Consider the following 14,496-nt stretch of genomic DNA (forward strand, 5'->3'; position numbering starts at 1 on the left):
ATGCGAAACGCAGACAAGAAAGCGGCGGCGCGTTCGGGTCGCACGAGGTTCCTGAACCGCCTGGCCGCGTTTTTAATCCTCTGCGTGTCCTGGGCCGGCGGTTGGTCCGCCGCCGAGGATCTGTCCCCGATCGAATCGGTCGATGCGGCAACACGTGCGATGTGGCTGATCGATGGTGTCGTCGTCGACTCGGTCAGCTCCGAACCGATCGGCGACTTTGTCGTCACGCCCGGATCACTTTCGGTGGATGATTCGGGGAAGTCGACGGTCCGCTGGCGTGACAATCTGAAACGTGAAATGAAGGCCGGACGTTTGCGTTGGCCGCGCACCAGCGGATTCTCCGTGATGCGGTTCCGAGTCACCGCCGATGGTTATCGACCCGCTGTCACGCAGCGGATTTGGCGCGGCGGACCGCACACGCAAATCAGAGTGCGGTTGGTCCCGGTCGGCGATGCGGGAGAAGTCGGGAGACGATAACACCAGTTCGCGAGCCGAGCAGCGCCGATTCAACGTAGCTACGCTCGCCAGAGCGTGGGATACACCGGGGATCCACCTTCTGGCGAAGGTAGCTACGTGTGACCGGATCGGCGAGTGTTTAGAAGGGCAATGATTTCAGGAATCGCTGACCGAATCGTCCGTAATCTTGTCCATCCACGTCACCGTCTCCGTCGCTGTCCAGGGAGGCGTTGAATCCGGCGTCGCCGCTGGATTTCAGGAACGTCAGGCCGAAGCGACCGTAATCTTGACCGTCCACATCACGGTCGCCGTCGCTGTCACCGTAGAGCGCGAAGAAGTTGTCGGACGCAACTTGACCGTGCGAGTAGTCGCCGCCTTGCAGGCCGTCGTTGTTGCCGTCCATCCTGACGGAGGTTCCCGCACGACGAACTTTCGACGGATCGATCGTCAGTTGGTAGTTGCCATCAACCAGGGCCGAATCCAGGCCACGTGTCAGCGATCCGCTGAACGTCAGCGTTGCCACCGAGTTGCCTTGGGGATCGGTCGACACGACAAACGCCGTCGTCACAACGCCGCCCTCGGGGTCGCGTTTGCTGACTCGGAACGCTCCGGGATCGATGTCGACCAAGCCGTCAAACTGGACGTCGATTTTGGTCAGATTGGAACGTTGGGGACTGACCGAACCATCGCCGAGCGTTAATTGCCCGACCTGTGCCAGATCGACTAGCGTCAGCCGCACCTCCGTCGGGCCGACTGAAAGGTCCCAGTCGCTTCCCAGCGGAGGCGTGGGCAAATCGGTGTCGGCAAAGGTTCCCGTGATCGACGAGCCTTGCATCAGAACGAACGAATCTCCGACCGCGGGCGTGATGCCGAGCGGCGGTCGGTACTTCAATCCGCCGCCGACGGTGATCGGACCGACCGAATCGATCCGTCCACCGGACAGGTCGGTCATCGTCCCCAGCGGGATCGGGGCGGTCGCGTCCAGGGACAACGTCTGGTCGCCCACATCCAACGAGCCTTCGATTTGAATTGAGTTCATTGCCAGAACACTGACCGGTCCAACCTTCGAAAGTTGAACTTCGGTCACCAGGCCGCCATCGTTGACTTCGATGGTGGTCGGAGCAATGGGGGGGCCGCCCAGTTCGAGGGGGGCCGCGGCAAGGCTACCGGCGTCGGACCGGATGACGGCGTCGGAGTTTCCGGTTCCCCGGATCGTCACCGAATCAGATTCGTCGGTGCCATCGATCGAGATGCCGTCCGGAAATGAAAAGTACCCGCCGCTGGTAAAGTCGATGTTGAAGGTGTCGATTCCGTCGGTGGCGACCAGCGTCAGCGACTGTGTCGTCAACACCGGTTTGGACAACAGAACCGCACCGCCGTTGCCGTTGTCAATCAGTTCGGCATTCTCCCCATTCAGCCGCAACGAAACGTCCGGGGAGGCTGGGGGAAGGCTAAAGACGACATCTTCGCGAATGGTGATCAAGTAGTCTTCGACTTCTCCGTCATCGGCCAATCCCGTCGGATCCAGATCGCCGGCGGTGCTCAGCCGCACCCGCGCGTAGGTTTGCCCCAACGTCATTGCCGGCGGCACGTTGTAGTTGAGCGTCTGGAGTCCCGCGACCACATCAACGCTGTCCAGGATCTGTTCGGTGGCGTCCCAGGTGCCATCGGCGTTGAAGTCGATCCAGGCGTCGACTTTGGCAGATGATCCGTTTTGCAGGTCGACGTTCACACCGGCGGTCGATTGTCCCTGTTTCAATGTCCCGAACAGCACGCCGTCTTCGTCGGATCCGTCACCGGCCGCGTCGGTCGACGGCTCGGCATCCGGTTCGCTGTCTCGCGAGGCTCCCAATCGCGGACCGACGGCCAAGTGGGTCGCTCCGTCATCGACCAACAGCGTCGCGTAAGACTCCGGTGCGTCACCGAGATCCGCGAGTACGGTTTCCAGCCAGAGGAATCGGTAATCAAAACTCGACACACCGACGACATCCAGGTCCCCGTCTCGGTCCAGGTCGCCCAGTTCGACTCGCCGTGCACCGTTGACAAAGTAGTCGATCGGGCGCTGGCGGAAGTTCTGGTGACCGTCGTTCAGGAAGACGTACATCACGTAGTCGTCTCGCGAGGCGACCAGCAAGTCAATGTCGCCGTCCAAGTCGATGTCTCCCGGAGTGACATCGAACGCGTAATATTCTTCCATCGGGATCAATCGCTCGGTGAAGTTACCGGCGCCGTCATTTTCGAACCACGTCAGTTCGTCGGTGAAGGCGGCGATGGCGATGTCCAGGTCACCATCACCGTCGATGTCGGCCGTCTTCACCGACGTCGCACCGTACGCGGAGGTGGAGATGATTTTTTCGACGAAGTTTTCGTTGCCATCGTTTTGGTACCAAGCGATCTTGTCGTCGCTGTAGGATGCGCCGACAACATCCAGGTCACCGTCGCCGTCGATATCCCCCGTCGCGACGCTGTAGGCAAACCTGGCGTTGGCGGAAATCACTTTCGGGGTGAAGTTTCCGCTGCCGTCGTTTTGGTACCAGGCGATCTTGTCGTCGTAGCCGCTGGCCGAGAGCAGGTCGATGTCGCCGTCTCCGTCGACGTCGGCCGTGTGGACGTCGTTCAGGCCGGCGGCATCCAGCGTCACCACCTGTTCGGTGAAGTTACCGTTGTCGTTGCGGAACCAGGCGACTTTGCCATCGAAATAGGAACCGCCGACGATGTCCAGGTCGCCGTCGCCGTCGATGTCGGCCGACTCGACGCTGGACGCACCATTGGCGGACGTCGTGACGATTTGCGGCGAAAATGCCTGGGATCCGTCGTTTTCGTACCAGGTGATCTTGTCGTCGTTGAAGGTCGCGCCGAGCACATCGATGTCGCCGTCGCCGTCGATGTCCGCCAAGCTGACGTCGTAGGGCAAGAAGGGTGAGGAAACGATCTCGTTTTCGACAAACGATTCGTTGCCGTCATTTTCGTACCAGGCAATCTGGTCGTTGCCGTTGGAGGCACCCAGCACGTCCAAATCGCCGTCACCGTCGACGTCGGCGACTTCAACGTCCAGAGGGGCATCCGCGTTGGCATCGATCACAGCTTCGCTAAAGTTCTGGTTGCCATCGTTCTCATACCAGACGATCAAATCGTCGCCGTAGGACGTGGCAAACACGTCCACGTCGCCGTCCTGGTCGATGTCTGCCGCCGAGACTTTCGTCGGATAATCGAGCGAGGTGGTGATCGCGTGCTCGGTGAAACTCTGGTTGCCGTCGTTTTCGTACCAAGCGATCTTGTCGTCGGACTGGGACGCACTCAACACATCGATGTCGCCATCGGAATCCACATCGGCCACCGCCACACCCAACGCACCATTGGCGTTGGTGCTGATCACGTGCTTGGTGAACGAGGCGGAACCGTTGTTTTCGTACCAGTTGATCGAATCGTCCAACGCGTGCGCGGTGACCACGTCCAGGTCTCCGTCACCGTCCACATCGATGACCGCCACACTCTTGGCCGCTCCGGCGGAGGGATCGATCACGTGGACGGTGTACGGTTCGGCCCCCGTGTTTTCGTACCACAAAATTTCGTAGCTGAATCCGGCGCTCACGAAGTCGCGGTCGCCGTCACCGTCGACATCGCCCGTGGCGACACTGAGCACGCCACGATCGTCCGGCGAAACGATGTGGGGCGAAAAATTTTCGGCTCCATCGTTTTCGTACCAGACGATGTTCTGGCCGAAATACGAGACCGCAATGACATCCAGATCGCCGTCATTGTCAACGTCCTCGACCTCGATCTCTTCCGGATCATCACCCTGGTCGCTGATCAACCGGCGGGTGAAGTTTTCGTTTCCATCATTCTCGAACCACTCGAACCGATTCGAATACCCTGATGCACTGAGAACGTCCAGGTCGCCATCGCCATCGAGATCCACCGACTTGATCGCCGCAACACCCAAGGCTCCCGGCGTACTGATGTCGCTACCGATGAAGATCGGCGACATCGGAATCGGCGGTTGGATTGTGACTTGGTAATCTTCGACTTCACCGTCGGGCGCCTCGCCGGTCGGCGACAGCCCTCCAACACTGCTTAGGCGAAACCTTGCATAGGTTGTCCCGACGAGCGCGTCGCGCGGAATCTGGAAGGTTAGCTGATGGTCAAAGACGCGGACTTCGCTGGACTCGATGATCTGTTCTCCCGGATCGTCCCAGTCACCGTCTTGGTTGAAGTCGATCCAGGCGTCCAGGAAGACCCAGCCGGGCTGGTTAGAGTTGCTCTGCACGTTCACCGTGACTTCAGCGTCGAAGGCGCGCACGTGAAGCGGACCGAACGTGACGCCGTCATCATCGCCCCCATCGCCGTCGGCTGCTGCGGAGGGCAAACCGTCTGGCTCACCGTCACGCGATGCACCGAGTCGATGACCGATCGCGACGTGGGATGCCCCGCCGGCGGCGATCAATGTCGGATAAGGCTGCGGGGCATCGCCATAGTCGGGGGAACCGTTTTCGAACCACAGGACGTTGTCTCCGTAGCGCCCGCCGACGACGAAATCCGATTTGGCATCGCCGTTGAAGTCATCGACGGCCAGACCGCTGGCACCGTTTGCGGAATCATCGCTGATGAGATGTTCGGTGAACACACCAGCCCCGTTGCCCAAGAAAACGCGAACCTGATCGTTCTGGGAGGAAGCGAGGATATCGATGTCGCCGTCGGTGTCGATGTCTGCGGTCGCGACGTCGAACGCGCGGTCGGCCAAGGTGGTCAAAACGTGCCGGGTGAAGTTCTCGTTGCCGTCGTTCTCGTACCACGCGATCGTGTCGTCGAAATTCGACGCCGCGACGAGATCCACGTCACCGTCGCCGTCAGCGTCAAAGGTGCCGACCGCCATGGCATTGTCGGCGGTGATGCTGATCACATGCTCGGTGAAGTTCTCGCTTCCATCGTTCTCGTACCAGGCGATCGTGTCGTCGTTGCCCGATACGCCGACAATATCGATGTCGCCGTCACCATCGACGTCCGCCGCCGTCACGTCGTTGGCACCATCCGCGGTCGAACTGATGACGTGCCGCGTGAACGTTTCGTTGCCATCGTTTTCGAACCAGGCAATGGTGTCGGAGAAAAACGCGGTACTGAGGACATCCAGATCGCCGTCCCCATCGACATCGGCAACCGCGACACTGGACGCATTGGTTTCGATGGCACTGATCTCGTGCTCGGTGAAGTTTTCGCTGCCATCATTTTCGTACCAGCGAATCCGGTGATCATACTTTGACGCGCTCAACACGTCCGCGTCTCCGTCGCCGTCCAGGTCCGCGATCGCAACGTCTTGGACGCCATTGGCATTGGTGGCAATCGTGTTTCCGGAGAACACGCCCCCGCCATCGTTGTTGTACCAACGAATCGAATCGTCTCGATACGACGCGACCACCACGTCGTTGTCGCCATCCCCATCGACGTCTCCGGACACGAGGCCCAACGGTCCATCGACCGTCCCGGTGCTAAGCTCGTGCTCGACGAACGTCGCTCCGGGCACGGGGGGCGGAAACGGCGCGAAATCCAGGTCGCCGGCGAGCAACATCCGCTGCTCCAGCCGCTCACCGAATACTCTTCTGCGATCACGCCGGACACTGGTCTTCTTCCGGCGTAGCTTCTTCGTGCCCGATTTCCTTGGATTCATAGAACAGCGGTGACGATCGTTTCGGCAGGGGGATTGGGAGGTCCGGTAGTGGACGCATTCTACCTACTCGGTCGGGCCGATGTTCCCCAAACGGAGAACGCACTCGGATTCATCACAACGCGATCCCGGTGCGTCTGACCTCACCGCCCGACGGGAGGGGGCGCCGTCGCTCGGCGGCCCTCCACGACGACCGTCCGGGCCCTCCCCTCGCAGCGCCATCGCCCTTTTCGCGGGAGAGCTGGGGCTCTGATTTTCGCATCCCCATCATTCTGCCCCCGATCATTCTGCCGTCCATCGTTTTGCCCCATCACGTAGCCAACATCCCCCAACGCTCAGCTACCCCTCCGCCGTCCAGCTTTGCAATCGATCTTCTTCATCGAACCAGACATTGCGTTGGATCTCGTCGGTTTTGAACCCCAACGCTTTGGGGCGTCGCGTGTCGGGCAGCACCACCACATCGTACAACTCGCCGATCACGTCGCCTTCGATGCGGATCCAGTGCACCACGTCACCGCTGCGCAGGTCGATCACCTGCAGCCCGCAGCGTGGGGAAGCGCCTCTGGCGGCCAATTCATTCTCGAGGTTCAATCCGTGAAACGATGGCTCATCACGTCGGGGTTTCGACAGTCCGACGATGGCATAGTCGCCGACGAAGGCAAGACCACGCGCATAGCCCGGGCAGAACGCGACGCGTCGCAGTGTTCCGGTGTCGGCATCGAGGTATCCCAGGTATCCGTTGCCCGAGTCGAGTAACCACAGCCGACCGCGATACAGTCGCGGCGAGTGCGGCATGGAAAGCCCTTCGGCGATGATCTGATTGGTGCGGACATCGATCACCAAGCCGCCATCCTTACGACGGTCACGCCATCCGTCGATCACATCCGATCGGCTGCAGGCAGTGACATAGCGGGGGCTGCCGTCTTGCATCGCCATCCCGTTCAGGTGGCACCGGTCTTCGGCGACCAGCTTTGAAATGAAGTTCGGCCGCCACAGCGGAGTAAAACTGCGTCGCTGGCTGACCGTCGCGATGCAATTGAACAGTGTGCTGATAAAGATCGGCTGCCCCTTGCCATCGACAGCGACGTCATGAACATCGATGTCACCGGTGGTGTACCCGACCTGCGGAACGAACAAGCGGTCAAATTCCGGCTGCGACACCGGTCCGGGCCCCATGTCTTCCAGACGCCACAATTGATAACGCGTGCTCATCCAGATGGTCTGGGCATCTGCCCACAGCCCCATGCAACGATTGAAGGTGCGTTCAAAGATCGCCAGCCCACGATCAGCTTTCGTCCCGACCAACAACAGTTTTCCGGCCTGGTAGGTCGAGACGGCCAGGCTGATGCCGTGCTCGGCCAGCCACGTCGTCAACTCGCGGGATCCGATGATGTTCAGCATGGGGCCTCTGCGGTCGATCTTGTCCGTTTCAATCGATCCCGGTCAGATCGGTTTAGGGGACGCTGGAGAATTGGTTGAGCACTTCGCGTCGCAAACGTGAAATGTCGTTGACGTCATTGACATCGTCGGGTTTGACATACAAATGTTCGCCCTCGTTGCCGGATACCTGGGCGTCGTTGACATAAAACCACTTCGACGTCGTGATGGATTTGACCGCGCGGTCCGAATCGGTCTGCACCGACAGGGAACCCGCCTCGTCACGCTGGCACCACTGCGTCGGAGTGACCAGCGGGCGGTTGTCAGCCATTCGTTGGAGCAACTCGGGCAGATCGGTAGCCGATTGCAGCGAGGGCACGCGCAACGGTCCGCCGCTGGAAACCAGCATCGGCAGGCGGAGGTCCGGGCTGCGCAACGGTCCGACGTGGTGTCCCAGAAAGCCGTTTTCGCCGAGTGAAAACCCGCTGGCCCCGGCCAACAGAATCGTCGGCCGGCGGTTCCGCAGCGAATCCCCCAGCAGTTCGATCATCTGGTCCAACAATCGGACCTGGGCCGCATACCGCTGCATCCAGGCGAACAGCAAATCGGGGTCGTCCGATTCAGAGAGCTTGCTCGCCGGCGGATCGGTCGATGGCGGCAAGAAAAACGGTTCCGCCGCGGTGGGCCGTTGCGGATCATGATCCTCGACCGGTTCAGATTCCTGTTCCCGATCGTCGTCATCGGTCGCGGGGGCATCCCAGTGGTCACGCAGCATGCCGCTGTGGATCCAAAGCAATCGCGTCTTGGTGGTGACGGTGTTGATCGCCGAGGCGAACGCTTGTGCGATCACGGTCGATTCGACGGACTCGGCAGGCAACCGTTTGAGCGTCGGTTCCAAGACGATCGCCTGTGCGAAGCCGAATTGATCGTCGGGCAGCGTCAGTTTCGGATCGTCGGTCAAGAAGACGCTGGCGGTGGAATCAGCTTCGTTCGGCTGGGCTTGCGTCTGTTCATTCGGTTGGGCCTCCCGGGCGATCAGCTCGCGCGAATCCTGAAGCCAACGCGTGATCAAACCAGCGGGGCGGTCGATCGGCGATGTCCAACGGTCCCAGGTCACGCCGGTCGCTGCCAAGGCGTCGATCGCCGGCGTGTCGTTCCAAGAGCATCCGTAACAGCCCAGCGCAGACGTCGCCAGCCCTTCCAACGTGATGACAACGGTGATCGGCGGGCGGAGCGACAGTTTGGGCACGAGGATTGGCGGGGAGGAGATCGGGAAGCAGGCGGAACAACTATCTCGGGCCAGCGTAACACCTGGGTGCGGCGTCGCCAATCGGCGGGCTTTGGGCTGGGGAGCCGGACGACCGTTATTGGGCCGCTGGGCGAGGGCATCGTCGCCAAATGAAGACAAAACCCAAGCGGGAGTGGTCGTGCGGTTCTCAAGGCGTTGATCGTATAGGATTTTCATGCCTTTCCCCGGTCGCCTGGACGACAAGGAGGTCGGTGCCCACGGATGGCAGCGCGAACCCACGGATGTAGTGCGGTCGGGGATCCGTGGGTTCGCGCTGCCATCCGTGGGCCTTCTCTCGAACGAACTCGGCCGTCCAAGGGGCGAAACGCATGCGAGTGGATCTGCTGCCCCTTGCTTGCGCTGCGGGACTAGTAAACCGCGGGCTAGTCAATCAGCAGGCCGTGATGCACTTCACGCACCGCTGGGCGAGGGGGCGACCGCCGCGACCCGCGACGATGCGATGGTCCGCAGACCCGTTATCGTCGGCATAACGCCAACGGGCAGCCGCAGTCCGACTCGCCGGGCGGCCACCCCCGTCCCGGCGTGGTGCTGGCGGCGTCGTAGGCTTGATCCATCGAGCCCTTTTCCAGTGGCTCCGTTTCGTCACGCTGTTTGCCACCACGCTGTTATGTCTGTCCCTTTTTCGACAACCGGCTCAACGACTCCCGCATCCCCGGTCGTCTTTACTCCGACGACGAAAACGGCCGAGAATCCATCGGCCCCGCCAACGATCGAGTTGCCACCGCTGGATCGTTGTGACATCTGGGACGTGCCCTTTGACCGTGTCACCTTGCCCGAGGCCATCGACCGGATCGAGCAACTGGTCGCCCGCGGTCGGCCCAGCTATGTGATCACAGCGAACTTGAATTACGTGATGCTGCACCACGAGCAGGCCGACGTCCCCGAAATCACCCGCGACGCCGATCTGATTCTGGCCGATGGGCAACCGATCGTCTGGCGCAGCCAACTCGGCCCCGATCCGCTGCCCGAACGCGTCGCCGGCAGCGAAATGATCCACAAGCTGGCCTGCCGCGCAGGCCAAAAACAATGGGGGATCTACTTTCTGGGCGGAGCACCCGGTGTCGCCGAAACCTGCGCCAAACGACTCGCACGCGATTATCCCGGAATGCGAATCGCCGGGATCGAATCGCCACCGTTCCGCCCGCTGTCCGATGCGGAGCAAGCCGACCAGGACCGGCGGATTCGCCAATCAGGGGCTCAGATCTTGCTGGTCGCCTTCGGCCAACCCAAGGGTGAGCGTTGGATCCATGAAAACTACCGACGGCTGGGAATCCCCGTCAGCATTCAACTGGGCGCGTCCTTCGACTTCATCGCCGGCACGGCCAAACGGGCGCCCAAGATCTGGCAGCGACTCGGTGCCGAATGGGCCTACCGCATGCTCAGCGATCCCCGGCGCCTGGTCCCGCGCTATGGAAAAAACGCGATCTACCTGGCCCAGGCCCTGATCGACGACTGGAAGAAAACGGTGCGCCGCTGGGGCATGTCACCGACGGATTGATCGCCGCAGAGGCTTCCAGCCTGCCATCAGCAGGCATCCGAAAAGCTTGGCTGAACATGGCCGCTATGATGTAGCTACGCTCGCCAGAGCGTGGAACGTGCGGGGAATCCACCTTCTGGCGAAGGTAGCTACATGGAAACGGACGGCGCATCGTGTACAAAGTGGCGCTGACCCGCCGGAAGCCTCCCCCACACACGCAACGTTACTGGATTCGATTCACGCCTCCGTTTTCCTGTTGGTGAATCGTCACCGGCCAGCCGGGGAATTGGTTGTCGGGATTGCCGTCCAGCGGGTCGATCAGGAATCGATAGGAGTGGATCGTGTACGTTTGGGATTTCGGGTCGATCACCACGTAGCCGAATCCGCTGCCTTTCTGGTGCGCCTTTTCGTAACGATTCTTCTTCGTCGCGACCTCCGGATTCCCCACGGCATAGACATAAACCCTGTTTCCCAGTCCGTCCAGGTACTGGCCGGTGTGGGGCAATCCATGTTTCGGACGATTGGTATGCTGCATCCCGACTTCATCGGCGCGCCACCAACGCGGATAGCCGACGGCGATCGCCGGGGTGCAGAAGGACCAGAACCCGTCACGTTGTTGATCGACGCCGTATTGCACCAGCGAGGTCAAGTGTTGGTCACCGTTGATGTGCAGCGGTTTGGCGGCGGTGGCGATTCGAATCGCCGCGTTGCGTTCGGTTTGCGGCCATCCGCCACAGTCTAAATCGGCAACCAGATAGCCGTTGTAGCCGCCGTGATGTGTCGCCATGCCGGCGAACACGGTTTGGCTGAGCAAGACCTTCATCGAATGCCCGCGCCAATCGTTTGCCCATTCCGTCAAAAACGCTTTTTGTCGCTCGCCCAGCAATTCCAACCCCGGCTTGTCCAACGTCAGCGGATCGATGTCGGCGTCACGAAGGTGATCGGCCCGACCGGATCCCGTGTCCACCCGCTGCGGCCCGCTTTTCCACTGGCGATCGGCGATCACGGCAAAGCTGACGTCGCCGTAAACCAGATCCCCGTAGTAGACGCTGATGTCCTGTTTGACCGGTGTCGGATCGTAGGGATCGGGATGATGGGCACAGTTGGTCTTATGGACCACATTGACCATCCGCGCCGGTTCGATGTAACCACCGTTGGAGGATGCGCCGCCGGCTTCGACGTCCATCGGCGCACCGCCTTCGCCCCAAATGTTGCCCTGGAAGACATCGTGGTCGTCCGGCAGACACAGCGTCGGACGGTCCTTCATCGCGTGTCGAAACGACCAGCCGAATTGATAGTACTTTCGCAAGTAGTTCAAAATCGCCTGGTCGGCCGGGCGACGAATCAACCCATACCCGCCATGGCTTTCGTACAGCTGGTCACCGGAAAAGTACAACATGTCCGGGTCGAATTTGACCACGTTGTTGGCAACCGGTTCGTAGGGAAACGCGTAATCGTTTTGGCACGTCAGCGCACCAAGTTTCAACGGTCGACCGCTCGGGTTGGCTTTGATCGTGCCGGACCATGTCGATTCGGATTCTTTTCCGCTGGGGTGTTTCTCGCGATAGACGACTTGGTATTGCGTCTCGTTCGTTTCATCCCAGTTCGGAATTCGAAAGGTCGCCGTCCAGGCATCGGGATCCAGTTCGGCCGTCCCCAGCGATTGCCAACGCCCCTCTCGCCGAACTTGCAATTCGACCTGTTTGTGATCGTCTTGCCCCAGGGGGCCGGTGAGCGCCGACAACTTCAGTACAAACCCTTCGTCGCTGCGTGAATCGCTTAACGAATACATGGTCCACAAGATCGGCCCGAACGTCCGCTGGTCGTCCACAGTCAGCGCGTCGCCGCTGACGGACCAATCACGGAACCGGTATCGGGCGCCCTTGCCCTTTTTGAGTTGCGGATCAAAGTTATTGACCACGGCGATGTTGCCCAGCACCGCATCGGCAGGAACGTTGGTGAAAACTTCCCCCAACCGCTTTCCGCCGGATGCTTCGGCGGTCAACGTCAGTTTCACTTTGTCACCGTTCGGCTGGCCGGTCAGCGTCAAACGCACGTCCTTGGGAGCCGTCAAGTTCGGCACCGGTTGAGACGCTCGATTGATCACCAACTGTCCGGCTTTCAGCCCCGCCTTGATGCCGCTTTTGGCAAACACGTTGCTGCGGTGTTCGTTGATGTCGCTCTTGACCCCGACCTTGAAACCCACGCCGTCGTCTTTTCCGGCGACTTCGACTTGCGAGACGATCACGCTGGTTTGAAATGACTTCGACGGATCGGTCAATTGATGGGTGATCAGGTGAATGTTGCGATCGCCGCCGGTCGTCAGACATTCCGCGGCACCATCGCGAATCACCCAATCTTCCATCGGATTGGCCCAACAGTTTCCGGCCAGCCAAGTTCGGTCATGGGTGTCGGACCAATTCACGCTCGGCAGCGGCGTCACGGTCGCGGCGGCGGATTGATCTTGTCCGTCGGCGGTCTCGGCCAAGCCGAACAGGGCGCCGCTGGCGCCGAGCGTTTTTAGTGCGGAACGTCGGGGAAGATGCTTGGTCATGGTGCACGTTTCGTGGGGGGAGGTAGTACGACGTCCTTTCTAGGTCGTCGCGGTGAGCCCTTCGGACGACGGCCCGGAAGGGCCATCGTACTCAACAGCGACCGCCCGGAAGGGCCGTCGTACTTGGAGATTATTTTGCAGCTGGACTACTTCATCGAATCGAACAGTTTCAACAACGTCTCGACGATCTTTTCCGAAGCGTCCTCTTGGACGTTGTTGGTGCCCAGCCAGGTCTCGTAGCCGCCGTAGCGATGTTGTCGCGGTGTCGGCAAGTATCCGAACGAACCGTTGGCCAATTCTATCGTGAACATGTCCCCCGTCGGCGCCTTGGCTTTTAATTCCAATCCGGTTTCGGTGAACGTTTCAAAGGGGATGGCGGCGATGCCCAGGTCGCCGATGCGGAGGGTTTGCAGTTGAATGTCCACGGTTTCGGGGGCTTCATCCAAGTTGGCGATCCGCCGGGCGTAAATCGCTTCGCGTCGATGTCGCGGTGACGATTCGGGTTGCTTTTCGAGTTCGGCAAAGTAGTCGCGCATGGCTTGGGTCGGTTGACGGACCTTCAATGTCAACGGAGTCGATGCGGCGGACAGTTTCACCCAATCATGGAACTGGATGCCTGTATGAGCGTCGTAAACGCGATCGGCGATCTTGTTGGCGACTTCTTGCATCTTTTCATAGCTGGCGTATCGCTTCGGGGTCTTGTTGCGGAAATCGATGTTGTTGACGTCGCCACTGGTCCCGTTGGACAGCATGCCGACAAAGGCCGGCGTCGTTTCGTTGGCTCCCAGACGCTGTTTGATCGCGCGGGCAAAGTAGCCGAAGTAGTCGGCGGAGACGTCGTTGCGGGGGACGCCCCCGACATAGTGCAGCGAGTAATTCGCAAGCAGCGCGATCGGGCGACCATCCCGGCTTTGAACCGAGACAAAGCTGACTTCCGGATCCACCGGGCCGGCCGGACGATCCAACGCCGCGTGGCCGCGTGGCGGGTTCATCCGGACTTGGTCGACGCCGCCAAAGGGGTTGGCCGCCAATTGGGGATCCGTGACGAACCAACGTCGGTTGAACACCTCCGACGGCTCGTCGACACCGCCCCAGCCGATCTTTGCCGGTTCGAGGTGATTGAGTGCACGGCGGATGCCGTCGGCGATCCGACCGGCCAGGAACTTTTGGTAATCCGTCAACTCGCTCTGCTGGATGACCTTGCTTTCCCCGCGGGCGGTCGTCGCCGAGTGCGTGTGGGTGGATGCCATCAACATGTTTTCGATCGGGATCCCGGTCGCCTGATGAACTTGCGCCTTGGCCGCGTCGAACACGTCGTGAGGAATGCCCACGTTGTCGCACAGCACGATCGCCAGGGTTGTCTTGCCATCATCGAGCACCAGACAACGGGCGTGCAATTCGTCGTGAATGTGTTGTGCCGGTGTAGGTTCCCAACCGCCGACGATCAACTCGCCCAGCGGCGGTGTGATGTTGCTGGTCGCCGCTCCGGCGCGAAAGATGGGGCTATCGCTTTGGGCGCTGGCACCCGCCGAGTTGAGGATCAACAGCGCGATCGTCGCGGCGAGCAGGAGCCCGGAAGGATTTCCGGTTCGGACGCGTCGTCCGGAAAAAGAGATGGCGTGGGAAACGGTCATTGCGGCGTTGCCTCGGGCGGAGAAGGTAGG

At 60.7% G+C, this 14,496-nt stretch carries 7 protein-coding genes; 2 read left to right on the forward strand and 5 right to left on the reverse strand.

The annotated features are described in order from the left end of the window. Positions 1-477 carry a hypothetical protein gene (locus Mal15_RS28400; RefSeq protein WP_147870843.1) on the forward strand — a complete coding sequence of 159 codons (477 nt, stop codon included), beginning with the start codon at positions 1-3 and terminating at the stop codon, positions 475-477. 118 nt (positions 478-595) lie between these two features. On the opposite strand, the gene Mal15_RS28405 is transcribed toward Mal15_RS28400, so the two are convergent. The 3 genes from Mal15_RS28405 to Mal15_RS28415 form a co-directional block, all read right to left on the reverse strand. Next, positions 596-6,118 carry an FG-GAP-like repeat-containing protein gene (locus Mal15_RS28405; RefSeq protein WP_147870844.1) on the reverse strand — a complete coding sequence of 1,841 codons (5,523 nt, stop codon included), beginning with the start codon at positions 6,116-6,118 and terminating at the stop codon, positions 596-598. Between the two features lie 336 nt (positions 6,119-6,454). Further along, positions 6,455-7,516 carry a TIGR03032 family protein gene (locus tag Mal15_RS28410; RefSeq protein WP_147870845.1) on the reverse strand — a complete coding sequence of 354 codons (1,062 nt, stop codon included), beginning with the start codon at positions 7,514-7,516 and terminating at the stop codon, positions 6,455-6,457. 52 nt (positions 7,517-7,568) lie between these two features. Beyond that, the gene (locus tag Mal15_RS28415) at positions 7,569-8,741 is read right to left on the reverse strand and encodes an alkaline phosphatase family protein (protein WP_147870846.1); all 1,173 of its coding nucleotides are present in this window, start codon (positions 8,739-8,741) and stop codon (positions 7,569-7,571) included. A 667-nt stretch (positions 8,742-9,408) separates the two neighbouring features. Here Mal15_RS28415 and Mal15_RS28420 point away from each other — a divergent pair. Further along, positions 9,409-10,299: a WecB/TagA/CpsF family glycosyltransferase gene (locus Mal15_RS28420; protein ID WP_147870847.1), complete on the forward strand. Its 891-nt coding sequence runs from the start codon at positions 9,409-9,411 to the stop codon at positions 10,297-10,299. A 202-nt stretch (positions 10,300-10,501) separates the two neighbouring features. Here Mal15_RS28420 and Mal15_RS28425 read toward each other — a convergent pair whose 3' ends face one another. Together Mal15_RS28425 and Mal15_RS28430 are read right to left on the reverse strand one after the other, a co-directional pair. Beyond that, positions 10,502-12,832, reverse strand: coding sequence for an alkaline phosphatase D family protein (locus Mal15_RS28425; protein ID WP_147870848.1), 2,331 nt, complete (start codon positions 12,830-12,832; stop codon positions 10,502-10,504). Positions 12,833-12,978: 146 nt separating this feature from the next. Then, positions 12,979-14,466 (reverse strand): neutral/alkaline non-lysosomal ceramidase N-terminal domain-containing protein, encoded by a 1,488-nt coding sequence (locus Mal15_RS28430; protein ID WP_147870849.1) that lies wholly within the window; start codon positions 14,464-14,466, stop codon positions 12,979-12,981. Between the last annotated feature and the right edge of the window lie 30 nt (positions 14,467-14,496).

Source organism: Stieleria maiorica (assembly GCF_008035925.1).
GTDB classification, from domain to species: domain Bacteria; phylum Planctomycetota; class Planctomycetia; order Pirellulales; family Pirellulaceae; genus Stieleria; species Stieleria maiorica.